This window comes from Blastococcus sp. SYSU DS0541, from assembly GCF_054050875.1.
This window is the reverse complement of the sequence record NZ_JBJHAD010000018.1, coordinates 60,682-75,820: the sequence shown is the minus strand read 5'-3', so window position 1 is coordinate 75,820 and position 15,139 is coordinate 60,682. Positions and strand designations below refer to the sequence as shown.

At 74.2% G+C, this 15,139-nt stretch carries 16 protein-coding genes; 4 read left to right on the top strand and 12 right to left on the bottom strand.

From position 1 onward, the window contains the following. The first annotated feature begins 1 nt into the window (after position 1). Both ACI794_RS17575 and ACI794_RS17570 read left to right on the top strand, forming a co-directional pair. On the top strand, positions 2-1,030 hold the full coding sequence (locus tag ACI794_RS17575; protein WP_456581685.1) for a metal ABC transporter permease: 1,029 nt from the start codon (positions 2-4) through the stop codon (positions 1,028-1,030). Beyond that, positions 1,027-1,443, top strand: coding sequence for a Fur family transcriptional regulator (locus tag ACI794_RS17570; protein WP_456581686.1), 417 nt, complete (start codon positions 1,027-1,029; stop codon positions 1,441-1,443). The genes ACI794_RS17575 and ACI794_RS17570 overlap by 4 nt, the downstream gene beginning before the upstream one ends. 18 nt (positions 1,444-1,461) lie before the next feature. Here the strand turns inward: ACI794_RS17570 and ACI794_RS17565 are convergent, their stop codons facing one another. The 9 genes from ACI794_RS17565 to ACI794_RS17525 all read right to left on the bottom strand — a co-directional run bounded on the left by ACI794_RS17565 (position 1,462) and on the right by ACI794_RS17525 (position 11,893). Further along, entirely contained in the window at positions 1,462-1,638 is a 177-nt protein-coding gene (locus tag ACI794_RS17565; protein ID WP_456617000.1) for a hypothetical protein, read from the bottom strand. A 29-nt stretch (positions 1,639-1,667) separates the two neighbouring features. After that, positions 1,668-2,150, bottom strand: coding sequence for a peptide deformylase (locus tag ACI794_RS17560; RefSeq protein ID WP_456581689.1), 483 nt, complete (start codon positions 2,148-2,150; stop codon positions 1,668-1,670). Between the two features lie 30 nt (positions 2,151-2,180). After that, positions 2,181-3,305 carry a glutamate 5-kinase gene (gene proB, locus ACI794_RS17555; RefSeq protein ID WP_456581690.1) on the bottom strand — a complete coding sequence of 375 codons (1,125 nt, stop codon included), beginning with the start codon at positions 3,303-3,305 and terminating at the stop codon, positions 2,181-2,183. Beyond that, complete coding sequence (gene obgE / locus ACI794_RS17550) at positions 3,302-4,822, bottom strand: GTPase ObgE (RefSeq protein WP_456616999.1); 1,521 nt, start codon at positions 4,820-4,822, stop codon at positions 3,302-3,304. Before obgE ends, proB begins: the two co-directional genes overlap by 4 nt. Positions 4,823-4,980: 158 nt before the next feature. Continuing rightward, positions 4,981-5,235: a 50S ribosomal protein L27 gene (gene rpmA / locus ACI794_RS17545; protein WP_456581692.1), complete on the bottom strand. Its 255-nt coding sequence runs from the start codon at positions 5,233-5,235 to the stop codon at positions 4,981-4,983. A gap of 7 nt (positions 5,236-5,242) precedes the next feature. Beyond that, positions 5,243-5,554, bottom strand: coding sequence for a 50S ribosomal protein L21 (rplU, locus tag ACI794_RS17540; protein WP_456581693.1), 312 nt, complete (start codon positions 5,552-5,554; stop codon positions 5,243-5,245). A 238-nt stretch (positions 5,555-5,792) separates the two neighbouring features. Further along, entirely contained in the window at positions 5,793-8,882 is a 3,090-nt protein-coding gene (locus tag ACI794_RS17535; protein WP_456616998.1) for an Rne/Rng family ribonuclease, read from the bottom strand. Positions 8,883-9,203: 321 nt separating this feature from the next. Further along, on the bottom strand, positions 9,204-9,971 hold the full coding sequence (locus ACI794_RS17530; protein WP_456581695.1) for a TIGR03936 family radical SAM-associated protein: 768 nt from the start codon (positions 9,969-9,971) through the stop codon (positions 9,204-9,206). After that, a complete protein-coding gene (locus ACI794_RS17525; RefSeq protein WP_456616997.1) occupies positions 9,971-11,893 on the bottom strand; it encodes a TIGR03960 family B12-binding radical SAM protein in 1,923 nt (640 codons plus the stop codon). The genes ACI794_RS17530 and ACI794_RS17525 overlap by 1 nt, the downstream gene beginning before the upstream one ends. A 168-nt stretch (positions 11,894-12,061) precedes the next feature. Here ACI794_RS17525 and ACI794_RS17520 point away from each other — a divergent pair, with 168 nt between their 5' ends. Continuing rightward, positions 12,062-12,328: a helix-turn-helix transcriptional regulator gene (locus tag ACI794_RS17520; RefSeq protein ID WP_456581697.1), complete on the top strand. Its 267-nt coding sequence runs from the start codon at positions 12,062-12,064 to the stop codon at positions 12,326-12,328. Continuing rightward, positions 12,325-12,831 carry a hypothetical protein gene (locus ACI794_RS17515; protein ID WP_456601198.1) on the top strand — a complete coding sequence of 169 codons (507 nt, stop codon included), beginning with the start codon at positions 12,325-12,327 and terminating at the stop codon, positions 12,829-12,831. Before ACI794_RS17520 ends, ACI794_RS17515 begins: the two co-directional genes overlap by 4 nt. A gap of 110 nt (positions 12,832-12,941) precedes the next feature. Here the strand turns inward: ACI794_RS17515 and ndk are convergent, their stop codons facing one another. Genes ndk through ACI794_RS17500 form a run of 3 tightly spaced genes read right to left on the bottom strand, consistent with a single transcriptional unit; the run spans position 12,942 to position 15,120 of the window. Then, the gene (gene ndk / locus ACI794_RS17510) at positions 12,942-13,352 is read right to left on the bottom strand and encodes a nucleoside-diphosphate kinase (protein ID WP_269190806.1); all 411 of its coding nucleotides are present in this window, start codon (positions 13,350-13,352) and stop codon (positions 12,942-12,944) included. Between the two features lie 11 nt (positions 13,353-13,363). Then, positions 13,364-13,771 (bottom strand): DUF4233 domain-containing protein, encoded by a 408-nt coding sequence (locus ACI794_RS17505; RefSeq protein WP_456601199.1) that lies wholly within the window; start codon positions 13,769-13,771, stop codon positions 13,364-13,366. Next, complete coding sequence (locus ACI794_RS17500; protein ID WP_456601200.1) at positions 13,768-15,120, bottom strand: bifunctional folylpolyglutamate synthase/dihydrofolate synthase; 1,353 nt, start codon at positions 15,118-15,120, stop codon at positions 13,768-13,770. Before ACI794_RS17500 ends, ACI794_RS17505 begins: the two co-directional genes overlap by 4 nt. Positions 15,121-15,139 lie beyond the last annotated feature (19 nt).

Sequence of the window (15,139 nt, the reverse complement as noted above, 5' to 3'; positions counted from 1 at the left end):
CGTGGAGATCCTCCAGTACGAGTTCATGCAGCGGGCGCTCCTCGCCTCCCTGATGGTGGGGCTGGCCGCGCCCGCGGTCGGCATCTTCCTGGTGCAGCGCCGGCTGTCACTGCTGGGCGACGGCCTCGGCCACGTGGCGCTGGTCGGCGTCGGGATCGGCGTCCTCACCTCCACCGCGCCGGTCGGCGCCGCCCTCGTGGCCGCCATCGCCGGGGCGGTGCTCATCGAGCTCGTCCGCGCGCGCGGACGCACCAGCGGCGACGTGGCGCTCGCCGTCCTCTTCTACGGCGGCATCGCCGGCGGAGTGGTCCTGCTCAGCCTGGCGCCCCCCGGCCAGGCGACGAACCTCGACGCCTACCTGTTCGGGGCGATCACGACCACGAGCGCCGGGGACCTGGTGGCCTTCGGCGTCATCACCGTGGTCATCCTCTCGGTCGTGTGGCTGCTCGGGCAGCGCCTGTACGCGGTGAGCGACGACGAGGAGTACGCCCGCGCCGTCGGACTGCCGGTGCTCGCGCTGAACGTCGTGCTGGCCGCGCTGGTCGCCTCGACGGTCGTGCTGTCGATGCGCGTGGTCGGGCTGCTGCTGATCAGCGCGCTGATGATCCTCCCCAGCGCGGTGGCCCAGCTGCTGGCCGGCAGCTTCCGCCAGGCGCTGCTGCTCGCCTGCGGTATCGGCCTGGTGGTCAGCGTCAGCGGCACCACCGCCTCCTACTACACGGGCACGCCGTCGGGCGGCACGATCGTGCTGCTGGCCATCGCGCTGTTCCTCGTCGTCACGCTGGCCGTCGCGATCCGGGACACCACGGCCCGTCGGCGGCACCGGCGTAGGGTCGATCTGCACGCCGCCCACCCCCACGAGCACGGGGAGGACTGCGGCCACCGGGCGGTCTCGCACGGCGACCACGTGGACTACGACCACGACGGCCACCTGCACGCGCCGCACCGGACCGGGTCGGGCGTGCACTACGACGAGCACGGCGAGCACCCGGTGACCACGCCGGCGGAGGGAAAGGCAGGCCGCCCGTGAGCCACCCCGAGGTCGCGCCACCCGCTCGCCGGCAGACCCGCCAGCGCACCGCCGTCCTCGACCTGCTCGACGAGCTCGACGGCTTCCGCAGCGCGCAGGACCTGCACGCCCTGCTCCGCGAGCGCGGGGACTCGGTGGGTCTGGCGACGGTCTACCGGGCCCTGCAGGCGCTGGTCGACGACGGCCTGGTCGACGTCCTGCGCAGCGGCGAGGGCGAGGCCGCCTACCGCCGCTGCTCCCCGGTCCACCACCACCACCTGGTGTGCCGCTCCTGCGGCCGCACTGTGGAGGTCGCCGACCCGCCGGTGGAGCGCTGGGCGGCCAAGGTCGCCGCGGAGCACGGATTCGCCGACGTCCAGCACGAGCTCGAGGTCTTCGGCACCTGCGGGCCCTGCGCCACCGCGCGGAGCTGACCCGCACCCCACGGTCGGTCAGCTCTCGTACGGGGTCGCCGGCGCCTCGATCCTGACCACCGACCGGGCCGCGGCCACCGGCTCCGGGTACCCGCCGCCGGCGTTCTCCCGGGGCGGCGCCCAGCGGCCGACCACCTCGAACCCCTGCGCCAGGTCCTCCGGGCCCCCCGGACTGGGCGCGGAGCACTCCGCCACGCGTTCGCGGCGAACGTGGTGAGGACGCGTCAGCGGTCGCGCAGCGCCCGCAGGGCAGCCTTCCGGGCGTCGCCGGTCAGCCGGTCCAGGAACACCTTGCCGTCGAGGTGGTCGACCTCGTGCTGCAGGCAGCGGGCCATCAGCCCCTCCCCCTCCAGGCGCAGGGGCTCTCCGTGCACGTCGAACCCCTCGGCGACGCAGCGCATCGCCCGCACCGTCGGCGCCCAGATGCCCGGAACCGACAGGCAGCCCTCGTCGCCGTCCTGGATCTCCTCGGAGCGCTCGACGATCACCGGGTTCACCATGTGCCCGATGACGCCGTCGACGTTGTAGGAGAACGCGCGCACGCCCACCCCGATCTGCGTCGCCGCGACCCCGGCCCGGCCGGGGTGGTCGACGGTGTCCTCCAGGTCGCGGACCAGCGCGGCGAGCCAGTCGTCGAAGACGCGGACCGGGTCGGCGGGGGTGCGCAGCACGGGGTCGCCGAGCTCGCGGATGGGGCGGATCGTCACCCGTGCAGTCTCTCAGCCGGGCCGGACGGCTCAGCGCAGGCGTCCGACCAGCACCATCTCGTCGCGGTGCACCACCTCGCGGCGGTGCTCGGGCGGCAGGTCCCCGGTCTTGCGGCCGAGCAGCGCGGGCAGCTCGCGGGCGTCGTAGGCGACGAGCCCGCGGGCCACCACCACGCCGTCCGGCCCGACCAGCTCCACCGGGTCGTCGGCGAGGAACTCCCCCGCGACCCCGGTGATGCCGGCCGCCAGGAGCGAGGCGTGCCGCTCCCGGAGCGCCTCGACCGCGCCGTCGTCCAGCAGCAGCCGGCCACGCGGGCGGCTGGCGTAGCGCAGCCAGAACTGACGGGCGCTGGGCCGCTTGCCCATCGGCGCGAACAGCGTGCCCACCCGCTCCCCGTCCAGGGCGCCGGCGGCCTGCGGCGTGGAGGTCACCACCACCGGGACGCCGGCGTGCGCGGCGATGAACGCCGCCTCGACCTTGGTCGCCATCCCGCCGGTGCCGACGCCGTTGCGGCTGGCCGAGCCGAGCGTGACCGACGCCAGGTCCGCGGGGTCGCGCACCGTGTCGACCAGCTGCGCCGGCCCGGTGCGCGGGTCGCCGTCGTACACGCCGTCGACGTCGGAGAGCAGCACCAGGGCGCCGGCCTGCGAGACGTGGGCGACCAGGGCGGCGAGGCGGTCGTTGTCGCCGAAGCGGATCTCCTCGGTGGCCACCGTGTCGTTCTCGTTGACGATCGGCAGCACCCCGAGGTCGAGCAGCCGGTCGACCGTCCGGCGGGCGTTGCGGTAGTGGCTGCGGCGGGTCAGGTCGTCGGCGGTGAGCAGCACCTGGCCGACGGTGATCCCGTGCCGGGCGAACGCGTCCGCGTAGGTCTGCACCAGGCGCAGCTGCCCGACGCTCGCCGCGGCCTGCGCGGTCGCCAGGTCGCGGGGCCGCCCGTCCAGGCCGAGCGGCGCCAGCCCCGCGGCGATCGCCCCGGAGGAGACGAGCACGACCTCCCGGCCCGACGCCCGGACGGCGGCGAGCGCCTCGACCAGCGCGGTGAGGCGCTCGACGTCCAGACCGCCGGGCAGGGTGGTCAGCGACGAGGAGCCGACCTTGACCACGACGCGCCCCGCCCCGGCGATCGCGGGGCGGGCGGCGGCGCGGGTCACCGGGGTTCCTCGCCGGCCCCACCGGGCAGGTCGTCGGCCAGCTCCTCGAGGTCCTCGTCGGTCCAGCCGTCCTCGGAGACCTCGAAGGGCACCCGGCGGGCCCGCTTGGCCGCCAGCCGCTCGGACGCCCCGACCCGCTCGTTGCTCTCCAGCCGGGTGTCGGTGCCACGCCCCCCGAGGCCCGCGGACTCCTCGACGGTGAGCGTGCCGGCGGGCAGACTCGGCGCCCAGTCGAAGGTGACGTCGCCGATCGTGACGGCGTCGCCCTCGCGGGCACCGGCCTTCGCCAGCTCCTCCTCGACACCGAGCCGGTTGAGCCGGTCGGCCAGGTAGCCGACGGCCTCGTCGTTGGTGAAGTCGGTCTGCCGCACCCAGCGCTCGGGCTTCACGCCACGGACGACGAACGCCTCCGCGTCGTCGGGGTCGCGCTCGACGGTGAAGCCGGAGTCGTCGACGGCGCGCGGGGTGAGCGTCACCCGCACCGGGGCCGGCGCGGGCAGCGCGGCCCGGTGCTCCTCCACGGCCGCGGCGAGCGCGAACCCGAAGGCGGGCAGCCCCTCGCCGGTGACGGCGCTGATCGGGAAGACCTGCAGCCCGCGCGCCTCCAGGGCGCCGCGGACCAGGTCGACCAGCTCACGGCCGTCGGGGACGTCGATCTTGTTCAGCACGGCGATGCGGAGCCGGCCGACGAGGTCGAGCTCGTCGCCGCCGTACTCCGCGAGCTCGTGCTCCAGCGCGTCGATGTCGGTCTCGGGGTCGCGGCCGGGCTCCATGGTGGCCATGTCGATGACGTGCACCAGGACGGCGCAGCGCTCGACGTGCCGCAGGAACTGCAGGCCCAGGCCCTTGCCGGCCGACGCCCCGGGGATCAGCCCCGGCACGTCGGCCATCGTGTAGACGGTGTCGCCGGAGCGGACGACGCCCAGGTTGGGCACCAGCGTGGTGAACGGGTAGTCGGCGATCTTGGGCCGGGCGGCCGACATCGCGGCGACCAGCGAGGACTTGCCGGCCGACGGGTACCCGACCAGGCCGACGTCGGCGATGCTCTTGAGCTCCAGCACCGCGTCGAACGTCTCGCCCGGCTCGCCCAGCAGCGCGAAGCCGGGAGCCTTGCGGCGGTTGTTGGCGAGCGCGGCGTTGCCCAGCCCGCCCTTGCCGCCGTGGGCCAGGACGACGCGGGTGCCGGCGCCGACCAGGTCGGCGATCTGGCGGCCGTCGGGCGTGCTCACGACCGTGCCCTCGGGAACGCGGAGCACCCGGTCCTCGCCGCGCGCGCCGTGCCGGTTGCTGCCGGCGCCAGGGCGGCCGTTGGCCGCCTTCTGGTGCGGGCGGTGGTGGAAGTCCAGCAGCGTGTGCACGCTGGGGTCCACCTCGAGGACGACGTCGCCGCCGTCCCCGCCGTTGCCCCCGTCGGGGCCGCCGAGCGGCTTGTACTTCTCGCGGTGAACGGAGGACACGCCGTGCCCGCCGTTGCCGGCGGCGACGTGGATGGTCACGCGGTCGACGAAAGCGGCCATAGTCGTGGGGCGGGTGTCCGCCGCCTCCTAGCTAGCTGACAAGCGCCACGAGCGCACGGGCCGATCGGCCCGTGCGCTCGTAGGCGAGACGAATGTGGTGGAACGGCCCCGTCCCGAGGCTCGTCCCGAGCGTGCGAGGGATGGGAGGACGGTGCCCTTTAGTCGACCGCGGTGATGGAGACGGTCTTGCGTCCCCGCCGCGTGCCGAAGGTGACCGAACCCGGCGCGAGCGCGAACAGCGTGTCGTCGCCGCCGCGCCCGACACCGAGGCCGGGGTGGAAGTGGGTGCCGCGCTGGCGGACGATGATCTCGCCGGCCTTCACGACCTGGCCGCCGAAGCGCTTCACGCCGAGGCGCTGGGCGTTCGAGTCGCGGCCGTTCCGGGAGGACGAGGCGCCCTTCTTGTGTGCCATGTCGGCGTCAGCCCTTCGTGATGTCGCGGACCACGACGTCGGTGAGGCGCTGACGGTGCCCCTGACGCTTGTGGTAGCCGGTCTTGTTCTTGAACTTGTGGATGTGGATCTTGGGACCCTTGCCGTGGGCGAGGATCTCACCCGTCACGGTCACCTTCGCCAGGGCCGCCGCATCGCTGGTGACGGTGTCACCGTCGACCAGGAGGATGGCCGGCAGGGTGACGGAGTCGCCAGCCTCACCGGCGAGACGGTTGATCGTGAACGTGTCGCCCACGGCCACCTTGTGCTGGCTGCCGCCAGCCTTCACCACTGCGTACACCACTGACTCCTGTTCGCGTTACTCACGTCGAGCTCTGTGTCCGGCGCGCACGACCGGGGGGCGCCGGGTGCTTGGACGGGCTGCGCACGCCGTCCCGGCGGCGCCCGGAGGCGCCTGCGCGGTGGCGCAGCAACCCGACCAGCGTACCCGAGCCGTGCCGGGCGGTCGAACGTGGTCCCCTGTGACCGTGACCCCGTCCCGGGCGCCGCGTGCGGAACCGGGGACGGGGGCCTCGGTGCTAGGAGACCGGGGGGCCGGCCGGCCGGCTGGCCGCCCGGCGGCGCCGCGGCCGCGTCGCCGCGGCAGGGGCCTCGCCGTTCGCGGGTGCCGGTGCCATCGGGATCTCCTCGGCCGGCGCCGCCTCGGCACCGGCGTCGGCGGCGTGCGCCACCGTCCCGGGGACGGCGTCGGCGGTCGTCGTCGCCGGGGTGATCGGCATCGCGTCCTGCTCGGGGGCCTCCACGGCGGCGACCTCACCGGCCGGCAGCACGTCGTCGGCGTCTGTCTCCGCCGCTGCGGGCGTGGTGCCGGGCAGCGGCGGGACCGTCGTCACCGACGCCTCGACCGGCTGCGGCTCACGCGCCACCGGGGCGACCTCCTCGACCGTCTCCGCCGAGCCGTCGGCCACGGGCTCGCCTACGGGCGCGCCGTCCTCGGCGCGGGTGCCGGCGAGCACGGCGGCGTCCTCGGCCGCGCGCTCCTCCCCCGACTGCCCGCGGTTGCGCCGGCCACGGCTGCGGCGACCGCCGCTGCGGCCACCCTCGGGCGCCTCGCCGTCGCCGGCGGGGGTCTCCGCGGGGACCGGCTGCGCGTCCTCCTCGGCCGGCTCGACGGCGGGAGCCTCCTGGGCGGAGGTCTCCTTGCTCTCCTTGCCTCGGCCGCGCCCGTTCCCGGAGTCCTTGACACCCGGGTCCTTGGCGGCCTCCTTGCCCGAGGAGGTGTTGCCGCCCGAGCCACCGCCCCGGCGCTTCTCGTCCACCGGGTCGGTGTGCACGACGATGCCGCGGCCGCGGCAGTGGTCGCACGCCTCGGAGAAGACCTCGAGCAGGCCCTGGCCCACCCGCTTGCGGGTCATCTGCACCAGGCCCAGCGAGGTCACCTCGGCGACCTGGTGCTTGGTCCGGTCGCGGCCCAGGCACTCGGTGAGCCGCCGCAGCACGAGGTCGCGGTTGCTCTCGAGCACCATGTCGATGAAGTCGATGACGATGATGCCGCCGATGTCGCGCAGCCGGAGCTGGCGGACGATCTCCTCGGCCGCCTCCATGTTGTTGCGGGTGACGGTCTGCTCGAGGTTCCCACCGGAGCCGGTGAACTTGCCGGTGTTGACGTCGACGACGGTCATCGCCTCGGTGCGGTCGATCACCAGCGAGCCGCCCGAGGGCAGCCACACCTTGCGGTCCAGCGCCTTGGTCAGCTGCTCGTCGATCCGCAGGTCGTGGAAGACGTCGCCCTGGCCGGTGTAGCGGGTCAGCCGCTCGGTCAGCTCGGGGCTGACGTGGGCGACGTAGGCCTCGACGGTGTCCCAGGCGTCGTCGCCCTGGACCACGAGCTCCTTGAAGTCCTCGTTGAAGACGTCGCGGATGACCCGGATCGCGAGGTCGGGCTCGCCGTAGAGCAGCGTCGGCGCATTCGACGTCGACTCCGACTTCTGCTTGATGACCTCCCACTGCGCCTTGAGCCGGTTGACGTCGCGGGTGAGCTCCTCCTCCGAGGCGCCTTCCGCTGCGGTCCGGATGATGACGCCGGCGTCCTCGGGCACGATCTTCTTGAGGATGTCCTTGAGCCGCTGCCGCTCGGTGTCGGGCAGCTTGCGGCTGATGCCGGTCATCGAGCCGCCGGGCACGTAGACGAGGAAGCGGCCGGGCAGGTTGATCTGCTGGGTCAGCCGGGCGCCCTTGTGGCCGATCGGGTCCTTGGTGACCTGCACGAGGATCTTGTCCCCCGACTTGAACGCCTGCTCGATCGAGCGCTGCTTGCCCGAGAGGCCGGCGGCGTCCCAGTTGACCTCACCGGCGTAGACGACGGCGTTGCGACCCTTGCCGATGTCGACGAACGCCGCCTCCATGCTGGGCAGCACGTTCTGAACCCGGCCCAGGTAGACGTTGCCCGCGAAGGAGGTCGCCGAGGCCTGGGTGACGTAGTGCTCGACGAGGACGTCGTCCTCGAGAACGGCGATCTGCGTCCGCTCGCCCCGCTGGCGGATGACCATCTTGCGGTCGACGGCCTCCCGGCGGGCGAGGAACTCGCTCTCGGTGAGGATCGGCGTGCGCCGGCGCCCGGTGTCGCGGCCGTCCCGCCGGCGCTGGCGCTTGGCCTCCAGCCGCGTGGAGCCGGCGATGCCGCGGACGTCGTCGTCGCTCGTCAGGCGGCCGTTGCGGCCGGCCCGCTCCGGGCGGTCGTCGTCGTCGGTGTCGTCGGATGACTCGTCCCCGCCGGTGCTCCCGCTGCGGCGGCGACGACGGCGGCGGCGGCGGGTGCCCGAGCCGGTCGACCCCTCGTCCTCGGTGTCCTCGTCCTCGTCGGTGTCGGCCGTCTCGCCGGAGGTGTCCTCGTCCTCGGTGTCCTCGACCCGCGGGCGCTCGTCGGGGGTGTCGTCGTCGGAGTCCGAGGAGTCCTCGCCGCTGCGACCGCGGCCCCGGCCGCGACGGCCACGGCGGCGGCGACGGCTCGAGGAGCCGCCCTCGTCGCGGTCCTCGCCGGACTCGTCGCGGTCCTCGGCGTCCTCGGTCTGCTCGTCGTCGGTGTCGACCTCGGCCGGCTCGGACTGCTCCTCGGCGGGGCGGCGGCGCGAGCGGCTGCGGCGGGAGCGGGGCGCCTCCTCGGCGGCGTCCTCGTCGCCGGACCGCTCGGCCGCGGTGTCGTCGGCCGCGTCGGCGTCCGGTGACTCGACGGGGCGGCGGCTGCGCCGGCGCGGCGCCGGGGGTGCGTCGTCGGGCGGTGCCATGAAGCTGACGAAGGCCGGGATCGCCGCGGCGGTGACCGGACGCACCGGCTCGACCGGCTCGGGGTCGGGGGCGGCCGCACCGGCCGGGCGGGTGGCCCGGCGGCGCGGGCGGGCGACGACCGCGGTGGGCTCCGGGGAGCTGAACTGGGCGCCGAAGCGGGGCCCGGCGGGCTCGGGCTCCGGGTCGGGCTCGGGCTCGGCCGCGTCCTCGGGCTCCGCCGTCGCCTCGTCGTCCTCGTCGGTGGCGCCGGTCTCCGGAGCCCCCTCCTCGGAGGTGGCCGGCATCCCGGTGGCCTCCGCCTCGGCGGGCTGCGGTGTGCCCGGCGGCACGGCGGCGGCCGTGGTGTCGTCGGTCTCGGTGGTCGGGTGGTCGGTGTCAGCCACGAGGGCTCTCGCCTCCTGTGCTGCTCCCGGGCGCCGATCCGGAGGGACTGGCGGCCGCGCAGGAGCACGGGGTTGGGCGGGGCGGGCCGCCGCGCGGGGTACGGCGGACGGGCTCGCCCTGCGAAGTCTGTGGGCGGCTCCCGCGCGACGGTTGCCGCGGCAGGGAGCCGGTGTGCGGTGGTGCCCGTCTCCGGTGACGCCGGGGGCGGTGGTGCGGGTCCTGCGGTGGTCTGGGCGTCCCGGCCGGGCTGACCCGGGACTGGCGCGTCACGTCTGGCAGCCGTGCCGCTCGACAGCGCGCGGTCTCCGGGCGTCCGCCGGTCAGACCGTCGCGTGCTCCCCCTGGCAGCGGGTGCGCGCCGCACGGTCAGGACCGAGCGGATCGGCCACGGTCCCGGTGTCGTCGAGCCGGCCCTGCGCCTCACGCACGGCCCGGGGGGGCAACGGCGGGCGCAGGTCGGCGACGGCAGCCAGGGCGGCCAACACGTCATCGGGTCGTACAGCGGGCGTCACCTGCCGGACGACCATGTGCAGTATGGCACAACCTGCCTCCTCCGCCGCCGACGCGCTGGCGACGGCGGGGCGCGCGTCGACGTCCTTGAGGCCGTTCTTGGTCCGCTTGGCGACGGTGACGACGTCGGCCGCAAGGAACTTCTCGACCGCCGGGGCGAGCTCCTCCAGGCGCACGCCGGGCAGCTCCACCCGCCACACGGAGGTGTCGATCCGGTCGGCCAGCGAGCCCGTCCCCTGGACCGCCTCGACGCACTCCAGGACGGCGATGTCCTCCGGCAGCGCGGCGTCCAGCGCGGCCCGCACCGCCTCGGGGTCCCGGCGCTCGGCGAGCCCGATCTCCACGTACTCGGCCTCACTGGCCGAGCCCGTGGGCGCGGCGCCGAGGTAGGAGATCTTGGGGTGCGGGCTGAACCCGGCGGAGAACGCCATCGGCACCCGCGCCCGGCGCAGCGCCCGCTCCAGCGCGCGGGCGAGGTCGCGGTGCGAGGCGAACCGGAGCCGGCCCCGCTTGGCGTAGCGGATGCGCAGCTTCTGCACGGTGGGCGGCGGCGGGGGCCCCTCGGGCTGGCGGGCCATCAGACGACGGTGAGCGGGAGCAGGGTGCGGCCGGTGGGCCCGATCTGGATCTCGGTGCCCATCGTCGGGCAGACGCCGCAGTCGTAGCAGGGGGTCCACCGGCAGTCGGCGACCTCCTCCTCGGAGAGGGCCTCCTGCCAGTCCTCCCAGAGCCACTCCTTGTCCAGCCCGGAGTCCAGGTGGTCCCAGGGCAGGATCTCGTGCTCCGTGCGCTCGCGGGTCGTGTACCAGTCGAGGTCGACACCGAAGGCGGCCAGCTCCTCGGCCGCGGCCTTCGTCCACCGCTCGTAGGAGAAGTGCTCGCTCCAGCCGTCGAACTTCCCGCCCTCGCGCCACACCCGCTCGATGACGCGGCCGACCCGGCGGTCACCGCGGGACAGCAGCCCCTCGATCATCCCGGGCTTGCCGTCGTGGTAGCGCAGGCCGATGGAGCGGCCGATGCGGCGGTCGCTGTTGATCGCCTGCCGGAGCAGCTTGAGCCGGGAGTCGATGGTCTCCGCACTCGCCTGGGCGGCCCACTGGAAGGGGGTGTGCGGCTTGGGCACGAAGCCGCCGATCGACACGGTGCAGCGGATGTCCTTGCGCCCGCTGGCCTCGCGGCCGGCACGGATCACCTCGACCGCGAGCTCGGCGATCTCGAGCACGTCCTCGTCGGTCTCCGTGGGCAGGCCGCACATGAAGTAGAGCTTCACCTGCGTCCAGCCGTTGGCGTAGGCGGTGGTGACCGTGCGGACGAGGTCCTCCTTGGACACCGTCTTGTTGATCACCCGCCGGATGCGCTCGCTGCCGCCCTCGGGGGCGAACGTCAGGCCCGAGCGCCGCCCGTTGCGCGAGAGCTCGTTGGCCAGCGTGACGTTGAAGGCGTCCACGCGGGTGCTCGGCAGGCTCAGGCCGGTGTTGGTGCCCTCGTAGCGGTCGGCGAGCTGCTTGGCCACCTGGCCGATCTCGGAGTGGTCGGCGCTGGACAGCGAGAGCAGCCCGACCTCCTCGTAGCCGGTGGCGTTCAGGCCCTGCTCGACCATCGAGCCGATGCCGGTGATCGTCCGCTCGCGCACGGGGCGGGTGATCATCCCGGCCTGGCAGAACCGGCAGCCACGGGTGCAGCCGCGGAAGATCTCCACGCTCATCCGCTCGTGCACGCTCTCGGCCAGGGGCACCAGCGGCTGCTTGGGGTAGGGCCACTCGTCGAGGTCCATGACGGTGCGCTTGCCCACCTTGGCGGGCACGTCGTCGCGGGTGGGGGCGACGGCGGCGATGGCGCCGTCCGGACCGTAGGAGAAGGCGTAGAAGCGGGGCACGTAGACGCCGTCGATCCGCGAGAGGCGGGCCAGCAGCTCCTCGCGGCCACCGGGGCGGCCCTGGGCCTTCCACGCCTTGACGACGTCGGTGATGTCGCCGACGGCCTGCTCGCCGTCGCCCAGGACCGCGCAGTCGACGAAGTCGGCGACGGGCTCGGGGTTGAAGGCGGCGTGCCCGCCGGCGACGACGACGGGGTGGGTCTCGTCGCGGTCCACCGCGTGCAGCGGGACCCCGGCGAGGTCGAGCGCCTCGAGCAGGTTGGTGTAGCCGAGCTCGGTGGCGAAGCTGACGCCCAGGAGGTCGAAGTCGCGCACCGAGCGGTGGCCGTCGACGGTGAACTGCGGGACGCCGTGCTCGCGCATGAGCGCGGCGAGGTCGGGCCAGACGGCGTAGGTGCGCTCGGCCAGGGCGTCGGGGCGCTCGTTGAGCACCTCGTACAGGATCATCAGGCCCTGGTTCGGCAGCCCCACCTCGTACGCGTCGGGGTACATGAGCGCCCAGTGCACGGCCGCGGACTCCCACGGCTTGGTCTGGGCGTTGAGCTCGCCGCCGACGTACTGGATCGGCTTCTGGATCTGGGCCAGCAGCGGCTCGAGGCGGGGGTAGAGGGTCTCACCAGTCATGACCCGTCCAGGGTAGCCGCCGCCGACCGCCGCCCACGCCGTCGACGATCAGGTCACCTGATCGTCGAGCGTCCTCCCGCACCGCAGACGACGAGGGAGGACGCGCTGCGACGAGGGAGGACGGGCGGAGGTTCGAGCCGTCGTAGCATTATTGCTACATTTCGTCGTATGGGACGACAGCCGAAGTCCGAGGCGGACAAGGTGCACGACCGCATCGCGGTGCTCCGCGCCGACCGCGGCGTCAGCCGGAAGGAGCTCGCGGACGCCGTCGGCGTCCACCCGCAGACGATCGGCTACGTCGAACGCGGCGAGTACAGCCCGTCGCTGGCCCTGGCCCTGCGCATCGCCCGCTTCTTCGACCTGCCCGTCGAGGCGGTCTTCTCCCTCGACCCGCTGCCCTCGCTCAGCGAGGAGCTCCTCAGGAGGACGCCGTGAGCACGCACCCGCAGCAGACCTACCTCGCCCGGACCTTCGACGACAGCCGCTACGACTGGGCGCGCAGCCGCCCGACCCGGCGCCGGGCGGTGCTCGCCGAGGCAGCGCTGTTCGCCGCGCTCGTCACCGCGACGCTCGTGTGCGCCACCTCGACCGAGGGCTGGTCGACGTGGTTCTTCGTCGTCTGGACGGTGGGGATGCTCGCGTTCATCCCGCTGCACTCCCTGCTCAACCTGGGCATCCGAGGGGTGTTCGACCGCAGCGCCCGGTCGCTCGACGAGCACCAGCAGTCGCTGCGCGACCGGTCCTTCACCGCGATGGCGTGGCCGGCGACGGGGCTGCACCTGCTCGCCTTCACCGGCGCGGTCGCGATCGTCGCGCTGAGCGGTCACGTCCCGCTGGCGCTGTGCTTCGGGTTCCTGCTGTGGCTCGCCGCCGGGCTGCTGTCCTACTGGCACCTGGCCTGGACCGCGCCCGAGGAGCCGGCCGACGCCGACACCTGACCGCCGCCGGGTACGCCACGATCAGCTCCCCTGATCGTGAAGCGTCCTCCCTCACGGTGCACGGTGAGGGAGGACGCTCGATGATCAGGTTCCCTGATCCCAGCGGCAGTTCAGCCCAGGTCGGGGAAGAACAGCTTCACCTCGCGAGCGGCCGACTCCGGCGAGTCGGAGCCGTGCACGATGTTGTTCTGCACCTCGAGGGCGAAGTCGCCGCGGATGGTGCCGGGGCCGGCCTTCACCGGGTCGGTCGCGCCGGCCAGGGCGCGGAACGCCTCGATGGCCCGCGGCCCCTCGACGACCAGCGCCATGAGCGGGCCGCCGGTGATGAACTCCACCAGGTCGGCGAAGAACGGCCGCTCCCGGTGCTCGGCGTAGTGGGTCTCGGCGGTCTCGCGGTCCAGCGTGCGCAGCTCGGCGGCGACCAGGCGCAGGCCCTTGCGCTCGAGCCGCGTGATCACCTCGCCGACCAGGCCGCGGGAGACGCCGTCGGGCTTGACGAGGACGAGAGTGCGTTCGGTCACGGGGCGGCAGCCTACGGGGTGGCCGGAGCGTCGCCGCCGCCGTCGGTGCGGTCGGGCGTCTCGACGTCGCCGAAGGCGCTGCCGATGAGCTCCTTGCGCACCTGCAGCAGGTAGGCCCAGATCAGCAGGAACGCCCCCGCCACGAACCACATGACACCGTTGATCAGCCCGGTCGCCAGCAGGGGCACCTGCAGCGCCGTCCCGATCGCCAGCCCACGGGGACGGCGCTGGATCCCGCTGGCCAGGATGAGGACGACGGCCAGGACGAGCAGGGCCGCGAGCAGGCCGCCGCCGAGGCCCTCGTCGGTCTGGGCGATGCCGCGCGGCACGAAGAGCACGGCGATGCCCTCGAGCACGAGCACCGCGGCGGCGGCGCCGCGCAGCGCCTTGGCCGCGCGGACCGGGTCCGGGGCGGTCACCGCGAGCCCCGCGCCATCAGGGTCCGCGCCTCGCCGGCGGTGATCACACTGCCGGTCACCAGGACGCCGGAGCCACCCAGCGCGTCGTCCGGCCCGGCCTCGGCGAGCTCCATCGCCTCGGTGAGCGCCTCGGTCAGCCGCGGGGAGACGCTCACCCGGTCGGCGCCGAAGACGTCGACTGCGAGCGCCCCGAGCTCGTCGGCCGGCATCGCCCGCGGCGAGCCGTTCTGGGTGACGACGAGCTCCGCGCAGATCTCCTCCAGCGCGGCGAGCATCCCGGCGACGTCCTTGCCGTGCACGCAGCCGACGACGCCGACGAGCCGGGTGAAGTCGAAGGACTCCCGGATCGCCTCTGCCGTCGCGCGCATGCCGGCCGGGTTGTGCGCCGCGTCGACCAGCACGGTGGGGCTGGTGCGCACCCGCTCCAGCCGGCCCGGCGACCGGACGGCCGCGAAGGCGGCCCGGACGGTCTCCTGCTCGATCGGCCCGGTCGCCGCGCCCGCGCCGAGGAACGCCTCGACCGCGGCCAGCGCCGTCACCGCGTTCTGCGCCTGGTGGGCGCCGAACAGCGGGAGGAAGACCTCCTCGTACTCCCCGCCCAGGCCCTGCAGGCGGACCTGCTGCCCGCCGACGGCGACCCGCCGCTCCAGCACGCCGAACTCGGTGCCCTCGCGGGCGACCACCGCCTCCACCTCGACGGCGCGGCGGACGAGGGCGTCCAGCGCGCCGGGCTGCTGGTGGGCGAGGACGGCGATCGCGTCGGCCTTGATGATCCCGGCCTTCTCCCCCGCGATCGTCGCGACGTCGGGGCCGAGGTACTCGGCGTGGTCGAGGTCGACGGGCGTGACGACGGCGACGCGGGCGTCGGCCACACTGGTCGCGTCCCAGGTGCCGCCCATGCCGACCTCGATGACGGCGACGTCGACCGGCGCGTCGGCGAAGAGCGCGTACGCCATGCCCACCATGACCTCGAAGAAGCTCATCGGCGTCTCGCCGGCGGCATCGACCATCCGCACGTAGGGCGCGATGTCCTGGTAGGTCTCGACGAAGCGCTCGGCGCTGACCGGCTCGCCGTCGAGCACGATGCGCTCCCGGATCGACTCCAGGTGCGGGCTGGTGAACCGGCCCACGCGCAGGCCGAAGCCGCGCAGCAGCTCGTCGATCATCCGGGCCGTCGTCGTCTTGCCGTTGGTGCCCGCCACCTGGACGACCGGCATCGCGCGGTGCGGGGACCCGAGCAGGTCGACCAGCGCCGAGATGCGGGTGAGCGAGGGCTCCAGCCGGCTCTCCGGCCAGCGGGCCAGCAGCTCCTTCTCGACCCGGGCCATGTCACCGGTGCTGCTGCTCACCCGGTCAAGGATGCCAGCC

Excerpts from the sequence above, each read along its gene's own strand:
- obgE (WP_456616999.1), bottom strand. The coding sequence starts at position 4,822 with ATGGCCGCTTTCGTCGACCGCGTGACCATCCACGTCGCCGCCGGCAAC.
- ACI794_RS17525 (WP_456616997.1), bottom strand. The coding sequence starts at position 11,893 with ATGACTGGTGAGACCCTCTACCCCCGCCTCGAGCCGCTGCTGGCCCAG.
- rpmA (WP_456581692.1), bottom strand. The coding sequence starts at position 5,235 with ATGGCACACAAGAAGGGCGCCTCGTCCTCCCGGAACGGCCGCGACTCG.
- ACI794_RS17520 (WP_456581697.1), top strand. The coding sequence starts at position 12,062 with ATGGGACGACAGCCGAAGTCCGAGGCGGACAAGGTGCACGACCGCATC.
- ACI794_RS17530 (WP_456581695.1), bottom strand. The coding sequence starts at position 9,971 with ATGGCCCGCCAGCCCGAGGGGCCCCCGCCGCCGCCCACCGTGCAGAAG.